The sequence below is a fragment of the Candidatus Pelagibacter bacterium nBUS_49 genome (assembly GCF_051200925.1).
Classification (GTDB): Bacteria; Pseudomonadota; Alphaproteobacteria; order Pelagibacterales; family Pelagibacteraceae; genus Pelagibacter.
Genome location: NZ_CP172837.1, coordinates 459,312 through 483,655, shown reverse-complemented (window position 1 = coordinate 483,655; position 24,344 = coordinate 459,312). Strand labels below are relative to the sequence as shown.

28 protein-coding genes and 1 tRNA gene are annotated in these 24,344 nt (G+C 29.9%); 12 read left to right on the top strand and 17 right to left on the bottom strand.

The genetic code is table 11. The features are described 5' to 3' along the window. Nucleotide 1: 1 nt before the first annotated feature. On the top strand, nucleotides 2-631 hold the full coding sequence (locus tag ACIJYF_RS02605; RefSeq protein ID WP_435117519.1) for a flavin-binding protein: 630 nt from the start codon (nucleotides 2-4) through the stop codon (nucleotides 629-631). Between the two features lie 8 nt (nucleotides 632-639). After that, nucleotides 640-843: a SlyX family protein gene (locus ACIJYF_RS02600; protein WP_435117517.1), complete on the top strand. Its 204-nt coding sequence runs from the start codon at nucleotides 640-642 to the stop codon at nucleotides 841-843. A gap of 2 nt (nucleotides 844-845) precedes the next feature. Here the strand turns inward: ACIJYF_RS02600 and ACIJYF_RS02595 are convergent, their stop codons facing one another. Continuing rightward, nucleotides 846-1,136, bottom strand: coding sequence for a DUF1330 domain-containing protein (locus ACIJYF_RS02595; RefSeq protein ID WP_435117515.1), 291 nt, complete (start codon nucleotides 1,134-1,136; stop codon nucleotides 846-848). Nucleotides 1,137-1,148: 12 nt separating this feature from the next. After that, nucleotides 1,149-1,661 (bottom strand): gamma carbonic anhydrase family protein, encoded by a 513-nt coding sequence (locus tag ACIJYF_RS02590; RefSeq protein ID WP_435117513.1) that lies wholly within the window; start codon nucleotides 1,659-1,661, stop codon nucleotides 1,149-1,151. Nucleotides 1,662-1,681: 20 nt separating this feature from the next. On the opposite strand from ACIJYF_RS02590, the gene ACIJYF_RS02585 reads away from it, so the two are divergent. From ACIJYF_RS02585 to ACIJYF_RS02570, 4 genes are read left to right on the top strand one after another with little or no spacing between them, the layout of a single operon-like run. Next, the gene (locus tag ACIJYF_RS02585) at nucleotides 1,682-2,236 is read left to right on the top strand and encodes a thioredoxin family protein (protein ID WP_435117511.1); all 555 of its coding nucleotides are present in this window, start codon (nucleotides 1,682-1,684) and stop codon (nucleotides 2,234-2,236) included. After that, complete coding sequence (locus ACIJYF_RS02580; RefSeq protein WP_435117508.1) at nucleotides 2,236-3,318, top strand: glycosyltransferase family 4 protein; 1,083 nt, start codon at nucleotides 2,236-2,238, stop codon at nucleotides 3,316-3,318. The genes ACIJYF_RS02585 and ACIJYF_RS02580 overlap by 1 nt, the downstream gene beginning before the upstream one ends. A gap of 3 nt (nucleotides 3,319-3,321) precedes the next feature. Further along, nucleotides 3,322-4,185 (top strand): DMT family transporter, encoded by an 864-nt coding sequence (locus ACIJYF_RS02575; RefSeq protein WP_435117506.1) that lies wholly within the window; start codon nucleotides 3,322-3,324, stop codon nucleotides 4,183-4,185. 59 nt (nucleotides 4,186-4,244) lie between these two features. Next, nucleotides 4,245-5,132, top strand: a complete 888-nt coding sequence (locus ACIJYF_RS02570) for a DMT family transporter (RefSeq protein ID WP_435117504.1) — start codon at nucleotides 4,245-4,247, stop codon at nucleotides 5,130-5,132. Here ACIJYF_RS02570 and ACIJYF_RS02565 read toward each other — a convergent pair. From ACIJYF_RS02565 to ACIJYF_RS02555, 3 genes are read right to left on the bottom strand one after another with little or no spacing between them, the layout of a single operon-like run. After that, nucleotides 5,129-6,628, bottom strand: coding sequence for a tripartite tricarboxylate transporter permease (locus ACIJYF_RS02565; protein WP_435088869.1), 1,500 nt, complete (start codon nucleotides 6,626-6,628; stop codon nucleotides 5,129-5,131). The two genes, ACIJYF_RS02570 and ACIJYF_RS02565, sit on opposite strands and share 4 nt — an antisense overlap. Then, nucleotides 6,625-7,095, bottom strand: a complete 471-nt coding sequence (locus tag ACIJYF_RS02560; RefSeq protein ID WP_435117502.1) for a tripartite tricarboxylate transporter TctB family protein — start codon at nucleotides 7,093-7,095, stop codon at nucleotides 6,625-6,627. Before ACIJYF_RS02560 ends, ACIJYF_RS02565 begins: the two co-directional genes overlap by 4 nt. A gap of 27 nt (nucleotides 7,096-7,122) precedes the next feature. Beyond that, entirely contained in the window at nucleotides 7,123-8,103 is a 981-nt protein-coding gene (locus ACIJYF_RS02555; RefSeq protein WP_435117500.1) for a tripartite tricarboxylate transporter substrate binding protein, read from the bottom strand. 193 nt (nucleotides 8,104-8,296) lie between these two features. Between ACIJYF_RS02555 and ACIJYF_RS02550 the strand changes: the two genes are divergently transcribed. Continuing rightward, nucleotides 8,297-9,391: an AbrB family transcriptional regulator gene (locus ACIJYF_RS02550; RefSeq protein ID WP_435117498.1), complete on the top strand. Its 1,095-nt coding sequence runs from the start codon at nucleotides 8,297-8,299 to the stop codon at nucleotides 9,389-9,391. On the opposite strand, the gene ACIJYF_RS02545 is transcribed toward ACIJYF_RS02550, so the two are convergent. Then, nucleotides 9,381-10,322 carry a glycosyltransferase family 9 protein gene (locus ACIJYF_RS02545; protein WP_435117496.1) on the bottom strand — a complete coding sequence of 314 codons (942 nt, stop codon included), beginning with the start codon at nucleotides 10,320-10,322 and terminating at the stop codon, nucleotides 9,381-9,383. The two genes, ACIJYF_RS02550 and ACIJYF_RS02545, sit on opposite strands and share 11 nt — an antisense overlap. Nucleotides 10,323-10,354: 32 nt before the next feature. Here ACIJYF_RS02545 and ACIJYF_RS02540 point away from each other — a divergent pair, with 32 nt between their 5' ends. After that, a complete protein-coding gene (locus ACIJYF_RS02540) occupies nucleotides 10,355-10,744 on the top strand; it encodes a DUF6165 family protein (protein WP_435117494.1) in 390 nt (129 codons plus the stop codon). A gap of 8 nt (nucleotides 10,745-10,752) precedes the next feature. Next, nucleotides 10,753-11,634 (top strand): DMT family transporter, encoded by an 882-nt coding sequence (locus ACIJYF_RS02535; RefSeq protein ID WP_435117493.1) that lies wholly within the window; start codon nucleotides 10,753-10,755, stop codon nucleotides 11,632-11,634. Here the strand turns inward: ACIJYF_RS02535 and ACIJYF_RS02530 are convergent. The 6 genes from ACIJYF_RS02530 to ACIJYF_RS02505 are packed head-to-tail and all read right to left on the bottom strand — an operon-like array spanning nucleotide 11,631 to nucleotide 16,423. Further along, nucleotides 11,631-12,419 carry a phytanoyl-CoA dioxygenase family protein gene (locus ACIJYF_RS02530; RefSeq protein ID WP_435117491.1) on the bottom strand — a complete coding sequence of 263 codons (789 nt, stop codon included), beginning with the start codon at nucleotides 12,417-12,419 and terminating at the stop codon, nucleotides 11,631-11,633. The genes ACIJYF_RS02535 and ACIJYF_RS02530 overlap by 4 nt on opposite strands. Before the next feature lie 5 nt (nucleotides 12,420-12,424). Beyond that, on the bottom strand, nucleotides 12,425-13,099 hold the full coding sequence (locus ACIJYF_RS02525; protein ID WP_435117489.1) for an ABC transporter permease: 675 nt from the start codon (nucleotides 13,097-13,099) through the stop codon (nucleotides 12,425-12,427). Then, nucleotides 13,099-13,791, bottom strand: a complete 693-nt coding sequence (locus ACIJYF_RS02520) for an ABC transporter permease (RefSeq protein WP_435117487.1) — start codon at nucleotides 13,789-13,791, stop codon at nucleotides 13,099-13,101. Before ACIJYF_RS02520 ends, ACIJYF_RS02525 begins: the two co-directional genes overlap by 1 nt. Nucleotides 13,792-13,835: 44 nt before the next feature. Beyond that, entirely contained in the window at nucleotides 13,836-14,687 is an 852-nt protein-coding gene (locus tag ACIJYF_RS02515; RefSeq protein ID WP_435086788.1) for a transporter substrate-binding domain-containing protein, read from the bottom strand. Nucleotides 14,688-14,746: 59 nt separating this feature from the next. After that, entirely contained in the window at nucleotides 14,747-15,787 is a 1,041-nt protein-coding gene (gene speD / locus ACIJYF_RS02510) for an adenosylmethionine decarboxylase (protein ID WP_435117485.1), read from the bottom strand. Nucleotides 15,788-15,790: 3 nt separating this feature from the next. Continuing rightward, complete coding sequence (locus tag ACIJYF_RS02505) at nucleotides 15,791-16,423, bottom strand: class II aldolase/adducin family protein (protein WP_435117483.1); 633 nt, start codon at nucleotides 16,421-16,423, stop codon at nucleotides 15,791-15,793. A 53-nt stretch (nucleotides 16,424-16,476) separates the two neighbouring features. Between ACIJYF_RS02505 and ACIJYF_RS02500 the strand changes: the two genes are divergently transcribed. Next, nucleotides 16,477-17,838, top strand: a complete 1,362-nt coding sequence (locus tag ACIJYF_RS02500) for a TrpB-like pyridoxal phosphate-dependent enzyme (protein ID WP_435088856.1) — start codon at nucleotides 16,477-16,479, stop codon at nucleotides 17,836-17,838. 9 nt (nucleotides 17,839-17,847) lie between these two features. Beyond that, complete coding sequence (locus tag ACIJYF_RS02495; RefSeq protein ID WP_435098076.1) at nucleotides 17,848-18,951, top strand: DUF1015 family protein; 1,104 nt, start codon at nucleotides 17,848-17,850, stop codon at nucleotides 18,949-18,951. Here ACIJYF_RS02495 and mtnA read toward each other — a convergent pair. Next, complete coding sequence (mtnA, locus tag ACIJYF_RS02490) at nucleotides 18,941-20,014, bottom strand: S-methyl-5-thioribose-1-phosphate isomerase (protein ID WP_435117482.1); 1,074 nt, start codon at nucleotides 20,012-20,014, stop codon at nucleotides 18,941-18,943. The two genes, ACIJYF_RS02495 and mtnA, sit on opposite strands and share 11 nt — an antisense overlap. Then, nucleotides 20,011-20,883 carry an S-methyl-5'-thioadenosine phosphorylase gene (locus ACIJYF_RS02485; RefSeq protein ID WP_435117480.1) on the bottom strand — a complete coding sequence of 291 codons (873 nt, stop codon included), beginning with the start codon at nucleotides 20,881-20,883 and terminating at the stop codon, nucleotides 20,011-20,013. The genes mtnA and ACIJYF_RS02485 overlap by 4 nt, the downstream gene beginning before the upstream one ends. Nucleotides 20,884-20,924: 41 nt before the next feature. Here ACIJYF_RS02485 and ACIJYF_RS02480 point away from each other — a divergent pair, with 41 nt between their 5' ends. Further along, the gene (locus tag ACIJYF_RS02480) at nucleotides 20,925-21,452 is read left to right on the top strand and encodes an adenine phosphoribosyltransferase (RefSeq protein WP_435117477.1); all 528 of its coding nucleotides are present in this window, start codon (nucleotides 20,925-20,927) and stop codon (nucleotides 21,450-21,452) included. A gap of 1 nt (nucleotide 21,453) precedes the next feature. On the opposite strand, the gene ACIJYF_RS02475 is transcribed toward ACIJYF_RS02480, so the two are convergent. From ACIJYF_RS02475 to ACIJYF_RS02465, 3 genes are all read right to left on the bottom strand, one after another. Next, nucleotides 21,454-21,530: transfer RNA gene (locus ACIJYF_RS02475), tRNA-Met, on the bottom strand. A 66-nt stretch (nucleotides 21,531-21,596) separates the two neighbouring features. Beyond that, nucleotides 21,597-21,806, bottom strand: a complete 210-nt coding sequence (locus ACIJYF_RS02470) for a hypothetical protein (RefSeq protein ID WP_435117475.1) — start codon at nucleotides 21,804-21,806, stop codon at nucleotides 21,597-21,599. Between the two features lie 53 nt (nucleotides 21,807-21,859). Further along, nucleotides 21,860-24,307: a GcvT family protein gene (locus ACIJYF_RS02465; protein ID WP_435117473.1), complete on the bottom strand. Its 2,448-nt coding sequence runs from the start codon at nucleotides 24,305-24,307 to the stop codon at nucleotides 21,860-21,862. Nucleotides 24,308-24,344: the final 37 nt, after the last annotated feature.

Here is a 24,344-nt window from a genome sequence, read left to right as displayed (position 1 = left end):
TGTGACTGACACAGTTCCTTACTACGAGGATTTTGCTGAGATCAAAAAGAAAATTTGGTCAATGTTAACAAATGCAGTTAAAGATAGAAGCTCACCTTTTAGAATACCTGTATTTATTTGTGGAGATCAATCTGATTTTGATGGACGAATAGTTGTTCTTAGAAAGGCTGATGAAGCTAATAATCTTATTCAATACCACAGTGATATTAGATCAGATAAAATTAGAAAATTAAAAGCTAATAAAAATGCTGCAATTTTATTCTATGATAAAGAGGAAAAAATTCAGGTAAGACTTAAAGTAGAATGTACTGTTAATCATGACAACAAAATAACAAAAAAGTCTTGGTCTAAAACACAACATATATCTAGAAAATGTTATTTAGTTGATAATGGGCCTGGAACAGAAAGTGATATTCCAACTTCTGGATTAAAACCGGAGCGTGATAATTTTGACTACACAAAAGAACAAAGTGAAGAAGGTTATAAAAACTTTACTGTAATTCAGTGTAAAATTAAATCTATTGAGTGGCTTTATCTAGCAGCTAAAGGTCATCGAAGAGCACGATTTGAATTTGCTGATAATCTTGGTTCTGAAAATACTATAAGCAGGGATTATTGGTTGGTTCCTTAGTTTTTTTTATGGATAATTTAGTTAAAAAATTAGAAGAACAGATTACATTTCTTCAACAAGAAATATCTCAAATAAGTAGTGAGCTATATTCTCAACAAAAAGAAATTAAATTTTTAAAAAATGAAATTATAAATTTAAATAAAAGAATTGAAGAGATGGATAATGAAATTGTTACAGAGATTAAAGAAGATAAAAAACCACCTCATTACTAAATTTATACTCCCTTAACAATAATGTTGCTCCCTTCAGAATTCTGCAATCTTATATCTTTAACAGGTTTGTAATCATCAGAATGATACCATTCTAAAGCCTTTTCATAAGTTGGGAATCTTATGATGACTAACCTTGGAAAATTATCCTCACCTTCGACAACTTGATATTCACCATTTCTAACAAGGTATTCTCCATCAAATTTTTTAACTACTTCACTAACTTTGGCTACATACTCTTTGTAGTTTTCAGGATTTGTTACTTTTAATTGTGCTATTACATAACCTGCTGACATTTCATTCTCCTTTTAAAAAATTGATTTTGAATATTTTTTCCAATTATCTTGATAGTGTTTAGTATTTTCTAAAACTGATTTTTTTTCTTCTTCTGTTACTTCTCTAATTATTTTACCTGGTGAACCAACCACTAATGAATTATCAGGTATTTCTTTATTTTCAGTGATTAAAGCTTTAGCGCCAATAATACAATTTTTACCAATTTTAGCATTATTAAGTATAACAGCACCAATTCCAATTAAACTATTGTCTCCAATTGTGCATCCATGAAGCATAACTAGATGGCCGACAGTTACGTCTTTTCCAACTTTTAAAGGGCAACCAGGATCAGTGTGTAAAACACTGCCATCTTGAATATTAGATCCCTCACCTATGTGAATATTTTCAATATCACCACGTAATACCGCATTAAACCAAATGCTAGAGTTTTTCTCTAAAGTTACATCACCAATGATTGTTGCATTTGGTGCTACCCAATTTTCGCCTGAGTTTTGAGGTTTTTTATCTTTTAAATCGTAAAACATAATTTATATATTCTTATAGTATGCCAGTTCAAACTCCAATATGTGATTTTGGTAAAAAAGCTTTACCCTTTGAATTAAAATCTACTGAAAATAAAGTTATTTCATTAAATGATATCAAGGGAGAAAATGGAACTTTGATAATGTTTATTTGTAATCATTGTCCATATGTCAAAGCTATTACAAAAGAACTAGTTGAAGATTGTAATGAATTAAAAAAAATTGGAATTAACACAGTAGCGATATGTTCAAATGATTTTGTGAATTATCCAGATGACTCATTTGAAAATATGATTAAATTTTCTAAAGATAATAATTTTAATTTTCCTTATTTGCATGACGATACACAAGAAATTGCGAAGTCTTATGATGCTGTATGCACACCTGATTTCTTTGGATATAATAAAAACCTTGAGCTACAATACAGAGGAAGACTAAGGGAACTTAAAAATTTTGTGCCAGTAAAAGATGGTGAAAGTGATTTGTTAAAATCTATGAAACAAATTGCTGAAACTAGCAATGGACCACAGAACCAAATACCTAGTGCTGGCTGTGGCATCAAATGGAAATATGATTAATGTATTTAATCGTTACTAGATCTTTTCCACCTGAGCTTGGTGGTATGCAAAGCTTAATGTGGGGACTTGCAAAAGAACTTTCAAAAAACTTTATGATTAAAGTTTTTGCAGATTATGATGAAAAACATAAAGAATTTGATGAACAAGCAACATTTTCTATTGAGAGAGTTGGGGGACCTAAATTACTTAGAAAATATCGAAAAGCCTATCTCATTGATGAATTTATAAAAAATGGCAAAGTAAATGGTATTATAGCTGATCATTGGAAAAGCTTAGAACATTTAAAGACTAGTAAAAAAAAATATTGTTTAATTCATGGTAAAGAAATTAACCACGCTAAAGGATCGGGGATTAACAAACGTTTATTAAAAGTTTTAAACAATGTTGAAAAAGTAATTGCGAATTCAAAATATACTAAAAATTTAGCAATTAGTATTGGAGTTAAAAAAGAAAATATTATTGTTATCAATCCGGGCATCGATCCAATCAAAGATCTTGATCAAAAATCATTAGAGAAAGTTGAAAGCTTACTTGCAGTTAAAACACCAAGATTAATTACAGTTTCAAGATTTGATAAACGAAAAAATCATGAAAAAGTAATAATGGCTTTAAGAAATCTAAAACAAATTTATCCAGATATTATCTACATTTGTATCGGTTATGGTGATGAAGAAGAAAATATTAAAGATCTTGTAAAAGAATTAGATTTGGAGGGTCAGGTAATGTTTTTTAAAGATATAAGCGATGATTTAAAAAATGCTTTAATTGCTAAATCACATATTTTTGTGATGCCATCTGTTGTTCACAAATCTTCAGTAGAAGGTTTTGGAATAGCTTATACGGAAGCTGCTCAATTAAGTATTCCATCCATTGGGGGCAAAGATGGTGGTGCGTCTGATGCTATTGATCATGAAAAGACAGGATTAATTTGTGATGGTAATAATTTGGATGAAATTTATTCAACAATTAATTCTATGTTAGAAAATAAAAAATATTTAGAGTATGGAAAAAATGCAAAAGAATTTGTTTCTAAATTTGATTGGCCAAATATTATTGAAGAGTACAAAAAGATTTTAAGCTAATTTATGCATCTTTTTAAATCCAAAGAGTCTATTGGAATGCTTTTTGGAATTTTTGCATATTTATCTTTTTCTATTTTAGATACAATTCAAAAAACTTTAGTAATTCATCATTCTATTTTTCAGTTACTTTTGGTTAAATATTTTTTTGTCTTATGTTTGAGTTTGTTTGAGTCTAAAAGAAAAAATAATTATTTATTTTATAAATCTAAAAATATTAAATTACAGATCTTTAGAAGCTTATTATCGGTAATAGAGTCTGGATGTTTTGTTTTGTCATTTAAATACTTATCTTTAGCTAATGCGCATAGCATTGGTTCACTTGCACCAGTAATAGTGGTTGCACTATCAGCAATAATCTTAAAAGAAAAAGTGTCTCTTAAAACATGGGTAGCAATTTTTATCGGTTTTGTTGGAGTTTTAATTATTCTAAGACCAACTTCATCAATCTTTGATCCAAAAGCATTATTGCCATTGATTGCTGCTTTTATATTGGGACTTTATCAAATCGTTACTAAAAAAGTTTCTGAACATGATAAAAATGAGACTTCTTTATTTTATACATCAATCATTGGATTAATAATTATGTCATTATTGGCTTCTAAGTTTTGGACTCCAGTAGATATATCCTCGTATGCAATGTTTTTAGGTATAGGGATATTTTTTTCATTAGGGCTTTATCTTCAAATAATTGCTTTAAGTAAAGCAAGAGCAAGTATTATTCAGCCATTTCATTATACTTTGATTTTTTGGGCAATAATTTTTGGATATATATTTTATAATGATGTGCCCGATATGTTTACTATTTTTGGAGCGATAATTATTACTTGTTCGGGTATTTTTGTTTTAAATCAATCATCAAAAAATTGATTAAAGATGTTTTAAACTAAGATTGTTTATACTTCAGTTATACTTATAGTAATTAATTAATGTCCAATAACAAATTAGCTATTTTTTTAATAATCACTTCTGTTTTTTTTGGAACTGTAATGCTTTCTTTTTTAAAGATAGCTCAAGAAGATGTTAATGTTTATGTGGCTGGTTTTTTTAGATTTTTTTTAGGTCTAGTAATAATTTTACCATACGTAATTAAAAATAAAAATGTTGTACTTAAAACAACTCACCTTAAACAACATTTCTTAAGAGCAATACTTGGCTTACCTGCAATGCTTGTATATTTTTCAGCTTTAGTACTGCTTCCTATTGAAAAACTTACTGCAATATCTTTTGTAGTTCCTTTAATCGTAACAATACTTGCAGTATTTTTTTTAGGAGAGAAGATTTATATATATCGAACTTTAGCTCTAATACTTGGTTTTAGTGGAATGTTGGTAATTATTCGACCTGGTTTTGTAGATATATCTATTGGAGTTTATATGGTTTTATTTTCTGCATTACTTTGGTCAATTAATATAATTATAACTAAAAAAATTTCCAAAGATGATAGTGCAATTACTATTCTAGCTTATCAATCTATTTTTATGAGCCTACTTAGCTTCTTAATTGTTTTATTTTTTTGGGAAATGCCCAGCTTAAAAACCTTTATCTACTTAATCTTGGCGGCTATGTGTGGAACCGTTTTACATTTAACGCTTAACCATGCATTTAAATTGGTTGACGTGAGCATGACACAACCCTACTCTTTTTTAAATTTAGTTTTTGCGTCTATTATTGGTTATTTTGTATTTGATGAAATGCCAGATCTTTATACTTGGATTGGTGCTCTTATAATATTTACCGGTGTCCTTATAATTTCTTACAGGGAAATGAAACTAGATAAAGATATAATAAGAAAAAGAGTTGATATTAAATCTTAATTTTTTTTTGTAATTGTTTTATAAATGTGCCACAGCACTATCAATATTGTTGTAGCTAATATACATGCTGTAAGAGTTCTATCCCATAAAAAAGTCCAAGAACCATCGCTTAATAATAGAGATCTTCTTAAATTTTCTTCCATTAAACCACCAAGGACAAAAGCTAAAATAAGTGGTGGCATTGGAAAATCATATAAGCGCATAAAGGTAGCAACAACTGCGATTCCTATCATTAAATAGATATCAAAGTTATTAAATGACATTACATAAATTCCTGTGATTGAAAAAAATAAGATAAGTGGAATTAAATAATTTTTAGGTATTGCTAAAATTCTAGCGATGTAAGGAATTAAAGGTAAATTCAGAATAAGTAATATTACCATTCCAATATACATCGACATTATAACAGACCAAAAAATTTCTGGATTAGTTACATAAAGTCTTGGACCAGGCTGAATACCAAATCCTAATAGAGCTCCTAACATTACAGCAGTAGTACCACTTCCAGGTATTCCTAAAGTTAGTAATGGAACAAAAGCTCCTGAACATGCTGCATTATTTGCTGTTTCAGGTGCAGCTAATCCATGAACACTTCCTTTACCAAATTTTTCTTTCTCTTCATCACTTACTAAATTTCTTTCCATTCCATATGCTAAGAAAGATGCAATAGTTGCTCCTGCTCCAGGTAATACTCCAATTAAAAAGCCAATAATTGAATTTCGAGGAATGGTCTTTAACATTTTAGTTCTTTCTTCTTTATTAATCTTAATTGAACCAAGTTCTGTTAAAGATACTTGTTTTGCTGCTGCTGTTGGATCGTTACGTTTTAAAATAATAGTGAGTGCTTCACTCATTGCAAAAGTTGCCATAACAACAAGAACAAAACTTATTCCATCTGTTAAGTTCATATTATTAAAAGTAAATCTTGTAATGTCAGATAAACTATCTTGACCAACAGATGCTAACATTAAACCAAGCACCACCATCATCATCGCTTTAATAAATTGTCCTTTGGATGAAAATGCAGCAATAGCAGTTAAACCTAAAATCATTAAGGCAAAGTAATCAGGCGATCTAAAAGATAAACTTACTTTTGATAAACTAGGTGCCATAAATAATAAGTAAATTGCAGCAAGTGTTCCGCCTGCAAAAGAACTCCATGCAGCAATTGCTAAAGCTTTTCCAGCTTTACCTTGTTGTGCCATTGGATAACCATCAAACGAAGTTGCTACCGTTCCAGGAACACCTGGAGCATTTAATAATATTGAAGAAGTAGATCCTCCAAATACAGCTCCATAATAAACACCAGCCATTAAAATTAAGCCAGTTGCTGGATCAAAACCGTAAGTAATAGGTATCATTAAAGCTATCGCAGTCATTGGTCCAAGACCAGGAAGCATTCCAATGATTGTTCCAAAGAAACAACCAATCATTACCATAAATATATTTTGAAATGTAAGAGCTGTTTTTAATCCAATTAAAATTCCTTCTATCATCCCATTACTCCTAACATTTGAAGAAATGGATCTCTTAAGTAAATGTCAAGCACACCGTGTAAAAGATACATAAATGCTGCAACAAATGGAAAAGAAAGCATAAACATTAATACCCATCTTCTCTCACCTAAAAAATAATAAGATGCCATTAGAAATAAAGAGGTAGTTAAAAAATACCCAACTTTTAAAATTAAGGCCCCATAAATTATTGCAATCAAAACTAAAATAGCAGTTTTTTTGTACTCTAAAGCTTTATGCTCAACTTTAATTGTGTTTGGGTCAGGTAAAATTACTTTAAGGCCTGAAAAAAATAATCCAGCATAACCTAAATAAATTGGAAATGTTCTGGCATTAAACGGTGCATTTTCATCAAATGCAAAAACTTGAATTTGGTAAGCTGTATATAAATAAAATACAGAAAAAATAAAAAAGAGCAGTGATATAATTTTTGTAGTATTTATATTCACTGCTCTAATTTTAAATAATCCTAAGGATTATATAACTCCTAATTTTTTCATAAGAGCTGTCATTTCTTCTGTTTGTTTTTCCAAGAAAGAAACAAACTTGTCACCTGGATTATAAATATTAACCCAAGCATTTCTTGCTCTAACAGTTTCCCATTCAGAAGTTTTTTGTACATCGCCTAGCATTTTAGCAATTGCATTTTTATCTGCACCGCTCATACCTGGAGGGCCAAAAAATCCTCTCCAGTTAACGAATTGTACGTCATAACCTTGTTCTTTAAGAGTTGGCGCATCTGGTGCGTCAGAAACTCTTGAAGGAGCAGTAATACCAATAATTCTTACTTGGTCTCTTGCGCCCATAAGCTCACCTAAACCTGTAGAAATAATTTGAGTCTCTCCAGATAAGAGTCCAGCTAACGCTTTTCCACCAGCATCATAAGGAATATAAGCTACATCATTTGGATTAGCACCAGCAGCTTGGAAAGCTAAAGCACCAATTAAATGGTCCATACTTCCTCTTACTGATCCACCAGCCATTTTGACAGAGCTTGGATTCTTTTTGTATGCATCAACTACATCTTTAAAGTTTTTGTAAGGTGAGTTTTTCGCAACAGCGATTGCACCATAGTCACCTATTACACCAGCGATCGGCACAACATCTTTATAAGATAAAGTACCACTTCCACTCACGTAACCTTTGTGTCTAGTGATTGATCTTAAAACTAATGGTGTAGATTGAACTAAAACTGTATTTGCAGGTTTAGTATTAATCATGAAAGCTAAAGCTTTTCCACCACCACCACCTGACATATTTTCAAATGATGCACTTTTTAACATACCAGCTTTTGTTAAAGCCTCTCCAGTACCTCTAGCAGTTCCATCCCAACCACCTCCAGCACCACCTCCAATTACGAAATGAATTTTATCAATCGCAATTGAACTTGTTGTAGTTGCTGAAAATAATAGGATTGCTGAGAATAATACTGAAATTATTTTTTTTATATTATTCATTTTTTCCCTCATTGGTTTTAAAAATGAAAGTAAATTACAGTCTTAAGACAAATGCAAACAATATAGTGATACACAACCTATAATTGATTATTTTTTTTCGATAATTTTTGTCGATAATATTCAAATTTTAAAAATTAAAAAAAACCTTTCCCTATATAAGGCTAATTCTTTTCTATTATTTATTTAATAGTAAATGATAGAAGAACAATTAATGAATGAGTCTAAAGTATTTTTTAATCTTTCAAACTATAAACAGCTATTTTCTAAAAAATTTATTTTAGTAATTTTAATTTCTATTCCTAGTGCAATCATTGCAGATTATTTTAATATTCCATTAGCTTGGATGCTAGGACCAATGATTGTTACTTCAATTGGGGCATTAGCAGGATTAAAAGTTAAAATGCCTAAACTAGCTCTAAGCTCAATATTAATTATACTTGGTCTACATATTGGTAATTACATAGATCAAAATTTGTTTAATCAAATGATTAATTGGATTTGGACTTCTGTAATAATGCTAATTTATATTATTGTTTGTATTCTAATAGTTTCAAAATATTTACAAAAATATGCAGACTATGGAGAAAAAGCCTCAATATTTTCTTCAGCACCAGGAGCGTTAGGTCCACTAATGATTTTAGCTGAAAATGAAAAAACTGATCTATCACAAGTGGCAACTTCACATTTAATTAGATTGATAATTATCATCACACTTATTCCATTTATAATTGTAAATAACGCAGTCACTGAAACTCTTATTGTAGATGATTTTAACTATATGGCTCAAAATCACTTAAATTTATTAATGTTGGTTGTTTCGTCTATAATTTTTATTTTAATTTTTGATAAAATTAGAATTCCTGCTGCACTTTTATCAGGAACATTATTTGCTAGTGGATTACTTCAAATGACTGATATAGCAACATATAAACTACCAGACTCATCAATTAATTTTTGTCTTTTAATTTTAGGTGCTTCAGTTGGATGTAGATTTGCTGAAAAAACAATTAAAGAAATTGCCAATAATTCTCTTCATAGTTTAGTTGCAACAACAATTCTTGTTTTGTTAGGATTTCTTGCAGCTTATGTTGCAACTTTTTTTGTTGATACAAATATCTTAACACTTATCTTATCTTTTAGTCCTGGTGGAATTTATGAGGTAGCAGTAATAGCAATAGCGTTTGATTTAGAACCTGATTTTGTTGCTTTCCATCATATAATAAGATTACTCTTTATACTTTTCACTGTTCCCATATTTTTAAGTGTATTAGAAAAAATTAAGAAATAATTTCAGACAATCTTTCAAAAACTTTTTCTGGAGATAATTTTGATAAATCTGGTGCTTGTATCGCTTTAAAATTTTCTCTTTCAATACTTACTTTAAAAGGTGTTGTATGAAATCCAAATAAAGCAATTCCTTTTGATCCTAAGTGCGCTGTCATATGGGCTGGTCCTGTATCATTTGCAACAACAAATGAACTATCTTTAATCAATGCGGCTAACTGGGAAATATCTAATGCTTTACCGTTATCTAAAACACAAAGAGCATTAATACTTGATGCATCTTTAATTTCTCCTGGTCCAGGTGCTATAACTACTTTAAATTTATTTTTTAATCTTTCATTAATAAAAGAAATTAAATCATTATAATAAGGCCACTTCTTAGAAGTTAAATGAGGAGAGCAAAAAGGAAAAAGAACAATATATTTTTCTAATTGATGATAACTTTTTATTTGAGATATATCTGATGAGCTCCACGAAAAATCAGGGCTTAATGTGTGGTGAGTTGCAATTCCTGAACTTTTTAACTGATGGTCAAATCTAGATAAAACTGAGTCTTTATCAAAATCTTTTTTTGTAGATCCTTCTGGCAATGTGGTTTCAGTAGACGACCATGTGCCTCTAGTAGCTTTAGGAAATAATATTCTTTTATAAAATGATGTTCTGCTTGAGTTTTGTAGGTCATAAACTTTGGAGAATTTGTATTTCTTAATATTCTTCATCAATGAATATAAATAGATCAGATTAAATCTTGGTAATCTCTTATCCAAAATAACATTGGAAATATGTGGATTTTTTTTAAATAGATCAAAATATGGTTTAGTTGTTAACAAATGAACTTCATCATTTTTGTGATTTTCAGAAATATCTTGAATTGCCCCACACGCTTGAGCTATATCTCCTAAAGATCCATGTTTAATGATTAAAATGTTAGACATATTTATAACAACTTAACATAGTATATTTTTTAATGAATAAAATTCTAGTAGAGGTATCTGTTGGTGAATTATTGGACAAAATTTCTATCCTAGAAATTAAACAAGGAAAAATCAAAGATTTAGAAAAACTAAAATTTATTAATGAGGAACACTCAATCCTTAAAAATCAATTAAATAACAATGTTAAATCTGATCAAAAGTTAAATGAGCTCTTTGAGTCTTTAAAACAAATTAATGCAAAATTATGGGTAATTGAAGATGATAAAAGACAATGTGAAAAAGAAAAAGATTTTACAGAGACTTTTATTAAACTTTCAAGAGATGTTCATTTCTTAAATGACGACAGGGCTAAAATTAAGTTGGAAATTAATAATCTCACAGGTTCAAAGATTAAAGAAATTAAAGAATATACTAGTTATTAAGACTGTTAATGAATAACTATGTCTTATTTTTAATCACACTTTTTTGTTGGTCGCCCACTTGGTATTTGATTAAATTTCAATTAGGTTATGTAGATCCATTAGTTTCAGTTTTTTATAGATTTTTAATAGCTGCAATCATTTTTTTTATTTACCTATTAATCAAAAAACAGAATTTAAAATTTTCCATTAATTGTCACTTTTGGTTTTTATTTTTTGGAACTTGTCTTTATTCAATTAACTATGTTTTCTTTTACCTATCTAACACATATTTAATAAGTGCATTTCCAGCAATTGTTTTTTCTACTGTTGTTATAATGAATATTTTAGGTGAAACTTTTTACTTTAAGAAAAAACCATCTTTAAAAACATTAATTGGTGCATTAATTGGAATGATTGGGATTATTATTATTTTTAATGATGAGATATTTAATTTTAGCTTTGAAAAAGGTACTCACATAGGATTATTTTTGGCATTAATTGGAACGTTTTGTGCCTCAACAGGAAACATGGTTCATCAAAGAAATTTGAATAATAACTTTCCTGCACTTCAAACAATTGCTTATGCTATGTTATATGGTTCTATTGTTACCTTATTAATTACACAGGTGCGTGGTGCTGAATTATTATTTGAATACAGCTTTAGCTATATAACATCTCTATTATATTTATCTATTTTTGGATCAATCTTTGCTTTCGTTTCATATTTAAAATTACTCGAAAAAGTTGGTCCTGGACGCGCTGGTTATGTCGGTGTTGTTATGCCTGTTCTTGCTCTAATAATATCTACTATTTTTGAGAAATTAGAATGGCAAATAGATCTTATTATTGGTCTTCCTATTTTAATTATTGGTGCAGTTTTAGTTATCAATCAAAAAATAAAATCTAATTAGCTATTAAAAACTTTTGGAAACCAATCCTCTCTCATTATATCTCCAGTTTTTAAATTGATTCCATCAAATGGTGGAGAGGTTGGACCTCCTCTATCAATATATTTAACATCATCACCTATAAATCTCATAGAAAATGCCCTCCTAGATTTTGAAGTATTATTTCCAGTTGAGCCATGCACAATTTTAAAATTAAATAATACAGCATCACCTAAATTAAGTTCTGGAATTAAAATATTTTTTTTAAATTCATCTGATGAAGGTAAATCCATAAATGAACTAGCGTCTTCGTACCAAGATTGATTATTGGACCATTTGGTAGGTCTAATTAACTTTTGCCATTTATGAGACCCTAAAATTAATTTAAGATTATTTTTCTGATCGACTTCATCTAATGGTATCCAAAAACTTCCTGTATCATTACCATCAACACAGTAATAAGGCATATCTTGATGCCAAGGTGTTTCTTTGTGTGTACCTGGTTCCTTTATGAAAATATGTTCATGAAAAATTTGAGATGATTTAGAATTGGTTGCTTCTGCAACAATTTTAGCTCCGAGTGAATTAAAAATACAATCTTTAAACTCCTCTATTCTCTCCCAATTACAATAATCTTCAAAAAATCTACCATTGTTACCATCTACATTCTCTCGTCCATGTTTACTTGGATTATCTAAAACCTTTTTAAAACCTGTTCTTAATGGCTCAATCCAATCTTTAAAAATATCTTTAATAATTATCACACCATCTGTTTGGTAATCATTAATTTGTTCTTCGGTTAAAAACATTTTTATTATTGGAAACTATATTTTTTCTCTAAGTATTTAATGACATTATGAATAATAAAAGTCATGAATAAATAAATTCCGCCTGCAACAATAAATACTTCTATTGGCTTAAAGGTTGTTGAAATAATATATTTAGCAACTCCTGTTAAGTCCATTAATGTTACTGTGCTTGCTAAAGAAGTTCCCTTCATCATTAATATTATTTCATTACCGTACGCAGGCAATGATTGTCTAATCGCTATTGGAATTTGGATTTTGTAAAAAATTATATTGTTTGTTATTCCTAAACTTTTACCAGCCTCAATAATACCTGGCTTTATTGTCTGAAACGCTGATCTTAAAATTTCAGAAGTATAAGCACCTGTATTTAAAGTGAAGGCTATAATTGCGCACCAGTAAGGTTCTTTTAAAATAACCCATAAAAATGTTGATCTTAAATATTCAATTTGTCCCAAACCAAAGTAAATTATGAAAATTTGAACCAATAAAGGTGTTCCTCTAAAAACATAAGAATACCCGTAAGCAAACTTATTAATAAATATATTTTTATTTAATCTTAAAATTGCGAATAAAAGTCCGAGAAATAACCCAAAAAATAAAGATACAGATAAAAGTTTTAAAGTAACAACAGCTGCACCTAATAATTTGGGGAAACTAGTAAACATCAAATCAAAGTCCATTAATACCCCCTGCTATATTTTGCTTCTAATTTATTAATTAACTTCATACTTAAGTAAGTTAGTAGTAAATATAAAACAGCAGCAAATGAGTAAAAGAATAATGGATCTCTAGTAGAACCTGCTGCGATATATGATTGTCTCATAATTTCAACCAAGCCTGTAACTGAAATAAGAGATGTATCTTTTAAAGTAATCTGCCAAACATTACTAAGATTTGGAATGGCTAGTCTTAACATTTGAGGTAAAATTATTTTATAAAACTGTGCAAATTTACTTACACCCAAAACTTTAGCAGCTTCGAACTGACCTTTATCAATTGATTGAATTGCTCCACGAAATACTTCAGTTGAATAAGCGCCTGAAATTATTCCAATTGCCATTGATCCAGTAATAAAAGCATTAATTTCTATATATTCAAAATACCCAAAGATAGAAGCAACATACATAATTGCACCGCTTCCGCCAAAAAAGAAAAGGTAGATTACTAATAATTCAGGAACACCACGAATAACTGTTGTGTAAAAATTTCCAATTAAATTTAAAGATTTGTATTTTGATAGTTTAAGTGGAGTAAAAATTAGGGCAAAAACAAATCCTATCAACATTGCTGTAACAGAGACAGCTATAGTCATTAAGGTTGCGTAAAATAATTCATCACCCCAACCAGTTTTGCCAAATGCGAGAAGTTCCATATAGATTGGCGACTATATATTATAGTCGCCAAATCTGAAATTAATTACATAGAAGCATCGAAACCAAAGTGCTTAATAGCAAGTCTGCTAATAATTCCTTGTTTTCTAGCTTTATCAATTGCTTTGTTGAAGTCTTTTAGAAGTTTAGCGTCTCTTTTTCCAATCGCATCATCTCCACCTTGTCTAACACCAACACCAACACCATTACCAAATGCACCACCTGAAAAAGTTGGTCCAACTAATACAACTGGTTTTCCTGATTTGTCAGCATAGTCTGTAAATGCAACAGCTGCAGCTAATGCAACATCGCATCTTCCAGATGTTAAATCTAGATTTACCTCATCTTGAGTTTTGTAAGTTCTAACATTAACACTTCCTACATCACCTGACTCTAAAAAGTTTTGGTGAATAGTTCCTGTTTGAGTACAAACAGTTTTTCCAGCAAGTGCACCTGTTAAAGTTTTAAGAGCTTTTTTAACAGCAGATCCACCTAAAGTTAAATTAACACCTTCAGGAGTGTCTACACCTTCTAGACTAGAACCCTTCATAACTGCAAGCGAAGCTACTTCATCAGCATAACCTTGAGAAAAAGTGATTGTTTTTTGTCTTTCAGCAGTAATTGACATACCTGCCATAATTGCATCGAACTTTCTCATCAATAAAGCTGGAATCATTCCATCCCAGTCTTGTTCAACGATAGTACACTCATGTTTCATGATTGCACAAAGTTCGTTTGCTAATTCAACCTCAAAACCAATAAGATTGCCTGATGCATCTTTTGAGTTCCATGGTGGGTAAGCACCTTCAGTTCCAATTTTTATTTTGTCAGCGTAAACATTTCCGATAACTAATAAAGAAGCAAGAACTGTTAAAATAGTTTTTTTGAATATATTCATTATTTTCTCCTTTAATTTGGAGGAAGTATTTCACAATTTTAAAAATTAAAAAAGAAAAATTAATGGTTTATTGATGAAGAGAAGTTCCAAGAACAATCAAAACTAGGTATATAAACTCTAGATAATTTAGTATTTCCAAAATGATGGTTAAATACATTTAACCAGTTATCAACTTGTTTAGGTTTTTTATCTTGACTACCTACCTGAGCGGTAATCACACCTTTTGGTTTTAATATTCTGATCATTGAGTCCATATTTTTAGCAGCAAGATCTATGCAAAATTGATCATCATTAAGATCAACAAAAATGTGATCGTAGGTATCATCCTCAACTGATGTTATGCTTTTAAATGCATCACCCCACACACATTTCACTGAATTTTTTTCTGTAGCTTTGTTGCCTATATCTCCAAGATGTTTATTACAAACGTCCACAACTTCTGGATCAAGCTCAAACCAGTCTATAAAATTAAAATTTTTAGAAATGCACTCTCTTGCAACACCGCCATCACCACCTCCAATGATTGCAGCTCTTTCGTTGTCTTTATTTAAATGAAGGCCAGCACCTACAAAAGTTGAGCTGTATAAATGCTCATCAGTTGCAGCGACTTGTATTTCTCCATCAATAAATAATGATTTGCCAAATTGTTCTAATTCTAAAATTTCAATATGTTGACCGACTTTTGATTTAAAATCTTCAAGCACATCATTTACTACGTATGATTTTTGCAATCCTGGTGAACTATAAATATCGTGATATAAAGATTTAGTATCTCTATTAAATTCTTTTTTAACAATTCTTTTATGAGCAAATTCTTTTTTTATTATATCAATTGCAACTGATGGGCTAACTTTTCCACAAGTAAAAAAATCAAAACTAATTATCCCTTTTTCAGGAAATGTATGAAAACTAATATGACTTTCTGCTAATAATGCTAAAATTGTAAAACCTTGAGGCTCAAATTTATATTTAGAAATATTAAGAATTGTTACATCAGCTGCTTTTGCAATATCATTAATAACTTTTTCAAACAAAGAAGGATCGTATTCTTTGGTAGTTCCAATAATGTCTAGAGTTATATGCTCTCCAACCTTAGTCATTAATTATCCTCTTTTATAGTTTTTTGCTTTGGATAATACTTTTTTCATTTCTTTTATCGAAAGGATTTTAGGCCTACCCAATTTTAAGCTCGTTATATACTGAAGTGATATATTTTCAACCTCTTCAGCTAGCTCAAAAGCTTTCGGTAAATTTTCTTCGAATGCAATCTGACCGTGATTGCTGATTAAGCAAGCTTTTCTGCTCTTTAAAGCTTTTAAAATATTTTTAGATAATTCTCTTGTCCCATAAGTTGCATATTTTGCACATTTAATATCGTGACCTCCTGCCATAGCTACCATGTAATGAAAAGAGGGAATGCTTCTTTTGTGAGTAGAAACTGCAGTAGCGTTAGTTGAATGAGCATGAACAATTGCTTTAGCTTCTAATTTATTTTTGTAAATGTCTTGATGAAATTGCCATTCTGAAGAAGGAATTCCTTTTTTTTTGTCGAAATTTCCTTTAAGTGAAACAAAAACTATATCGCTACCTTTTAATGATGAATACTTTTTTCCAGAGGGAGTGATTAAGAAACCATCATTGTATCTTACTGATATATTGCCAGATCTAAGAGCAGATAGCTTTCTGCTATTAAGCATTTTGGAATATTTGATTATTTCAGCCTTAATTTTCTTCATTAAAAAAAACTTGATTTTAACTTAATTTAAGATCAGACTACATAAAGAAAAAAATGACTGATACAATTAAATATTTTCTTGAAGAAAGTAGAATGCCAAAGACTTGGTATAATATAGCTGCAGATCTTCCAAAACCCTTGGATCCAGTTTTACATCCTGGCACTTTAAAACCAATAGGACCAGATGATTTAGCACCATTATTTCCAATGGCTCTAATTGGGCAAGAAGTTTCTCAAGAAAGAGAAATTGAAATTCCTGAGCCGGTAAGAGATATTTATAAACAATGGAGACCTTCTCCCCTTTACAGAGCAAGAAGATTAGAAAAACATTTAGATACTCCTGCAAGAATCTATTACAAATATGAAGGAGTAAGCCCGTCAGGAAGTCACAAACCAAATACAGCGGTTGCACAAGCTTTTTACAATAAAGAAGAAGGTACAAAAAAAATAACTACTGAAACAGGTGCAGGACAATGGGGAACCTCACTTGCTTTCGCATGTAAGCTATTTGGAATAGAGTTAGATGTTTATATGGTTAAAGTAAGTTTTGAGCAAAAACCATATAGAAAATTAGTAATGCAAACATATGGAGCGAGATGTGTTGCAAGTCCATCAGAAGAAACTGATAGTGGAAAAGCTATATTAGCGAAATTTCCAGATAGCTCTGGTAGTTTAGGAATAGCTATTTCAGAAGCTGTTGAAATGGCAGCAAAAAATCCTGATACAAAATATGCGCTTGGCAGTGTGTTAAATCATGTGTTGATGCATCAAACTATCGTTGGAAATGAAACATTACTTCAAATGGAAATGGCTGATGACTATCCTGATATTTTAGTTGGATGTACGGGTGGTGGTAGCAACTTTGCAGGATTAGTTTTTCCATTTTTAGGTAAAAATTTTAGAGAAGGAACAAAAACAAGAGTAATTGCATGTGAACCAAAATCATGTCCTTCACTTACAAAAGGTAAATTTGTTTATGACTTTGGTGACACAGGAAGATTAACACCACTAATGAAAACACATACTTTAGGATCACAGTTTATTCCACCAGCAACACACTCTGGAGGATTAAGATACCACGCTATGGCACCAATGGTTAGCCATCTTAAAGAGCTTAATGCAATAGAAGCAAAAGCATATGGTCAAAAAGAATGTTTTGAAGCAGGCGTTAACTTTGCAAGAACAGAAGGAATTGTTCCTGCTCCTGAAGCTACTCATGCAGTCAAAGGTGCAATTGATGCAGCATTAGAGTGCAAAAAGAATGGTGAGTCTAAATCAATACTATTTAATCTTTGTGGGCATGGTCACTTTGATATGAAGGCTTACGGTGATTTCTTCGAAGGAAACTTAGCTGAAGATAAATTTGACCAAGCAAGTGTTGATAAAGCTTTAGAAGAATTGCCAAAAATTGCTTAATTTAAAAAATTGAGTCTCATAAAACCATTTAGCGGAATAAGACCTAAAAAAAGGTTTGCAAAAGAAGTTACTTCTCCAAACGTTAGTTATATTGATAATTATAAACCAAATAAAAAATTAAACTTTCTAAATTTATTAAATACTTCCAAAATCAATAAATCAAAAAAAATTCTTAAAAGTCTTAAAGATAAAGGCATTATTCAGCAAGATACATCAAATCATTTCTATTTATATAGAATTACATACAATAATAAGAAGTTACTTGGGATAGTTGGAAAAATAAATTTAGATAATTATGATGACAAAAAAATATTAGGTCATGAAGAAACTTTTGTTGAAAGAATTAAAAAAAGAAAAGAGCAATTATTAAAATTCAATAGTCAAATAAGCCCTATTTACACTACATACAAGAGTACTCCAAATTCGTTAAAAAAATTAAAGAATATTTTTAGATTTAAATCAGATTATAATTTTAAATCTAAAGATAAGTGTAGGCATGAACTTTGGGTTGTTAATAAATTAAATAAAGTAAGATTGCTTAAAAATTATCTAAAAAATATAAAAAAGATATATATATGTGATGGACATCATCGAATTCAAGCAATGTTAAAAAGTAAAAAAAAAATTGCTCCTATGATAATTGCCTTTCCAGATAACCAAGTGAACATATTGGATTATAATAGGGTTGTAAAAACCAACCTAAAATTTGAGAAAATTAAGGAAATAATTTCAAAACACTTTTCTTTAAAAATATCTAAAATGAATAAGAAACTTAAAAATAACCAAATTGAAATGTATGCAAATAAAAAATGGTATACAATTAAGCCTTTAAAACAATCAAAAGAATTAGATGTAACAATATTAAGAAAATTAATATTAGATAAAATCCTGAAAAATAAAAAAAATATTGATTTCGTATCAGGATTTAAAGGTAAAAAAGCCTTGGAAAATTTTGTAAATTCTAAAAAGTATAATTTAGCATTTAGGTTATATCCTACAAATATTTCACAAGTTTTATCCTTTGCAAAAAAGAAAAAATATATGCCACAAAAGTCTACATGGTTTCACCCAAAACCACTTGATGGATTAATTTCTTCCAGAATTATTTCTTAAATAATTCTTTAAGACCATTAGATGATGCTTCGGAAATACCTTTTTCTGTTATCAAACCTGTTACATACTTTGCTGGAGTAACATCAAAGGCAAGATTTATTGCTTTACTTTTTTTAGGGTAAATTAAAACTTTTTTGATCTCATTATTTTCATCCACTCCCTCAACATGAGACAGCTCTTCTGAATTTCTTTCTTCAATTGGGATATTTTTACCTTCTTTAATTTCCCAATCGATAGTTGAACTTGGTAATGCTACATAAAAAGGCACATTATTATCATGAGCTGCTAATGCTTTTAGATAAGTTCCAATTTTATTACAAACATCTCCATTAGACAAAGTTCTATCAGTCCCTACAATACACATATCCACCTCGCCTCTTTGCATTAAAATTCCACCTGTATTGTCAGCAATTATAGTATTTGGTATTTCTTCCTCATTTAATTCATAAGAAGTTAAATTTGCACCTTGGTTTCTTGGTCTTGTCTCATCTACCCATACATGAACTGGAATACCTTTTTTATGTGCATGATATATGGGAGAAGTAGCTGTTCCCCAATTAATAGTTGCTAACCATCCAGCATTACAATGAGTCAAAATATTAACTGTATCTTTCTTCCTATTATAAATTTCCTCAATTATTTTTAATCCATTGATACCTATATTTTCACAAAACTTTTCATCTTCATCACATATTTCTTTAGCTTCATTTAAAGCAACATCTAAGGTTTTGTCACTATTAATCCCTAATAATTTTTTCATCATACGATCTACTGCCCATTTCAAATTAATTGCTGTAGGTCTTGATTGAATTAGTTGTTCTGCACTTTTATTTATAAATTCAGGATTATTATTTTCCTGGATTGCTAAAACTATTCCATAGGCAGCAGTTCCACCAATTAAAGGTGCCCCTCTCACCTCCATAATTTTAATAGCATTTATTGCATCTTTGACTGATTTGAGATCTTTAATTATAAATTTATGTGGAAGCTTTGTTTGGTCAATTATCTTTACTACACCACTGTTAAACCAAATTGTTCTATACTTTTTTCCCTCTATTCTCATTGAGATAAAACTCTACCAGCTACAGATTTAAGTTTATCTATCGTCTTTTGAGTTCTTTTTTCTGGAACTGTAATTATTGCAACATCTAAGCAATTATTTGTTGGATCTTTTGGATCAATATAATTCTCAAAATTATCAATTAAATTTTTAATCATTACTTTTGCTTTTTCAGCGTTACCTAGTAAAACTTTAATTACTTGTTGAACATCTACATTTTCATGATCTGGATGCCAACAATCAAAATCAGTGACCATTGAAACAGATGCGTATCTAATTTCAGCCTCTCTAGCGAGTTTTGCTTCAGGCATATTAGTCATACCAATAACATCTGCTTTCCATGATCTGTATAAATTTGACTCAGCAAGTGTTGAAAATTGAGGCCCTTCCATCACAACATAGGTGCCATTTCTTTGATAATCTATATTTGATTTTTTAATCGCTTCCTCACAAGCATTCATCAATCCGTTTGATGTTGGGTGAGCCATTGAAACATGAGCCACAATTTCATCATTGAAAAAAGTTTTGGTTCTTGCAAATGTTCTATCGATAAATTGATCGATTATAACAAATTTACCTGGTGGTAAATCTTCTTTAAGTGACCCTACAGCTGAAACTGAAACAATATCTGTTACTCCTAATTGTTTTAGAGCATCAATATTTGCTCTAAAATTAATATTAGATGGAGAGATAAAATGCCCTCTTCCATGTCTTGGTAAAAAATAAACTTCTTTATTATTGTACTTTGTTTTTAAGATTTTATCTGATGGTTTTCCCCAAGGAGTATTTAAATCAAGTAATTCTCTGTCTTTAAACTCTTCAACATCATAAAGACCACTTCCACCAATTATTGCTAATTTATTAGTTGTCATAGATAAAAATTTAATTATTTATACTTTTATAATTAACTATTATGAATTTAAAAGATTATATTAGATCTATCGCAGATTACCCTAAAAAAGGTATTTTATTTAGAGATATCACTACATTAATTAAAGATGAAAATGCTTTTGCAGAAACTATTAATCAAATTGTTGAAAGATCTAAAAAATATAATTTTACAAAAATTGCAGCAATAGAATCGCGTGGCTTTGTCTTTGCCTCTGCAGTTTCATATATTTTAAAAAAACCATTCATAATGCTAAGAAAAAAAAATAAATTACCTGCCGATGTTCATTCAATTGATTTTGAACTTGAATATGGAACAGCTACAATTGAAGTTCACAAAGATTCTTTAGATGAAAATGATAGTGTTCTAATTATTGATGATTTAATTGCAACTGGTGGCACTGCTGAAGCGGCTGCTAAACTTGTAGAAATTTCGAAAAGTAAAGTTGCAGCTTTTGTATTTGTAATTAACTTATTTGATTTAGGTGGATCTGATAATTTAGTGAAAAATAATTATAAAGTTGAAAATTTAATTGATTTTCCAGGACATTAAATGGTAGCGGGAAGTGGGATCGAACCACTGACCTCAGGCTTATGAGTCCTGCGCTCTAACCAACTGAGCTACCCCGCCATAATTTATAATCGACTTATAATAGAAATCTTTATTGTTTCAATATACTTTTTAAATGAAGTTTCGCTAAACAATAAAGTAAACAGTCAAAGCAGTAATAATAGTAACTAAAAAAAACGAAATTATGATTCTTTTTTTAAATGATCTTTTTTTGTCTAATCGAACTCTATTAAGCAAGATATTTACGTTAGTTGTTTTATAACTATCTTTTTTAAAATCTTTATTCGAACTTACATCTGTTTCAAGTAACGTTATGTCTTGATCTTCTTTTTTCACAACATCATTTAAACAGCAATTAGTTATAAATTCAAACTAATTTGAAAAATTAGTTATATGTTTTTAAAATTATTAGCTTTTAGAGGTTTTGTTAACAATTCTGCAGGATATTTTTTCTTTTCGATTTCGATATACAAATTTTTTTTAACTAATTGTTCGTTCGAAAAATCACAGTTTATATAACCAAATGATAAATTTTTATCATAATTAAACGAGTAATTTCCAGATGTTGTTTTTCCAATGATTTTGTCATCTAAATATATTGGTTCTTCATGCAGTAAAAGAGGTTCTCCAGATTTACTCTCTTTTAACGTTAACATAACAAATCTTCTGTCTAATTTTTGATCTTTAATTTTTAGTAATTTTTCTTTTCCTATAAAATCAAATGGTTTTTTATAACTAATTGCAAAATTTAAACCTGCTTGATATTGATTTTCTTCAGGAGAAATATCATGTCCCCAATGTAAGAAACCACTTTCCATTCTCATTGTATCCATAGTGTGAGCTCCACAATGAGTAAGGTCAAAATCTTTACCAATATTAACAATCAAATCATATATTTCTTTACCGTTGTCACTTTGAACATAAAGTTCGTAACCAAGTTCTCCAACATAAGACAATCTTTGAGCCCAGACATTGATTGAATTTAGATTGATATTTTTACCTGTACCAAATTTAAAATTTTTATTAGATAAATCTTCTTTAGTAATTCTTGATAATAAATCTCTACTTTTGGGACCAAAAATTCCTATGCATATAAGATCATCTGTTACATCTTTAAATTCTATATCGCTTAATAGATATTTAAGTATATGAGCCTTATCATGAGTTCTAACAGATGCTGAACTTATTATTCTAAAATGATCTTTTTTAAGACAAACAACCGTTAGGTCTGTTTCGATACCCGCACCTTCATTGAGCATATGAGTATAAGTACATTTTCCAATTTCATTTTTAATATTAGCGGTACACAATCTTTGTAATTCTTCATACGCTTTTTTTCCTTTAACTTCATATTTTGAAAAAGGAGAAAGTTCAAACAACCCGACATTTTCAATTGTATTTTTACATTCATGTTCAACTGATGGATACCAATTTTGATAATTAAAACTATATTCGTATTTTGACTTAGAACCATGCAAAGCATACCACATTGGTCGTTCATACTCTCCAGATTGGCCAAAACATGCCCCTGCTTTTTTTAAATCTTCATGATAAGGAAGTAATTTTTGATTTCTTGAAGTAATATGTTGTTTATATGGCCAATGCATTCCATATAAATCTCCTAGAGTTTCTGTAACTCTATTCATTATAAATTTTTTTGATGAATGAAATTTTTGAAATCTTTTAATATCTAAAGAATATAAATCCTCATTCATGTATCCATTAATCATCCATTCTGCTGTAACTCTTCCAGCTCCTCCAGAACTTGCAATTCCAATGCTATTAAAACCACAGCATGTAAATAAATTTGAAACTTCTGGTACTTCTCCTAAAAGATATTGAGTATCAGGTGTAAATGATTCAGGTCCTGAAAAAAATTTTCTAACGCCAGCTGTTTCTAACATTGGTAGTCTTTTAAAAGATTTTTCTAGATAAGGCTCAAAATGATCAAAATCATCTGGAAATTCTCCAAAAGAAAAATCATTAGGTACAATTCCTTTTTCTTTAAATGCATTCTTTGCGCCTGGCTCAAAAATACCAACAAGCATTTTTCCAGCATCTTCTTTCAAGTAAAGACAATCATTATAATCCCTAAGAACTGGAAGATTTTTTGGAAGATAATTCATTGGTTCAGTTATTATGTAGAAATGCTCATTCGGATATAAAGGCACACTTACGCCAATGTCTTCACCAATTTGTCTCGACCACATTCCAGTAGCAAGAACTACATATTCGCAGTCAATTTTACCCTCTGATGTTTCTACTCCAATTATTTTATTATTTTTTACAAGTATTTTAGTAACTGGTGTTTTTTCAAATATTTGAACCCCTTCCATTCTAGCAGCTTTTGCTAAAACATTAGTAACCCCCACAGGATCTGCCTGACCATCTTCTGGCATATAAACACCACCTAAAATGTCTTGATCATTAATTACTGGATATAAATTTTTAATTTGTTGTTTATCTAGAACTTCTACATTTACATCAAACAATTGTGCTGACGTTGCTTGCCTTAATAATTCTTGAAGTCTTTCTTTTGAGCTTGCAACAGTGATTGCTCCATTTTGTTTAAGTCCAGTTGCTAGCTCTGTTTTTTTTTCGAGTTCTTTATAAAGATTGAGAGAATACTTTCTAAGTTTAGTTATTGTTGCAGTTGCACCAAGTTGTCCTACTAATCCTGCGGCATGCCAAGTAGTACCTGAGGTTAATTGATCTCTTTCAAGAAGAATTGTATCCTTCCATCCAAATTTTGCCAAATGGTAAGCAACCGAACATCCAGCAACACCTCCACCTATAACAACAGTTTTTGAATTTTTTGGTATTTTTTTGTAGTTCATTATTTTTAATGTTATTAAGAGTATTATATTTAACTAA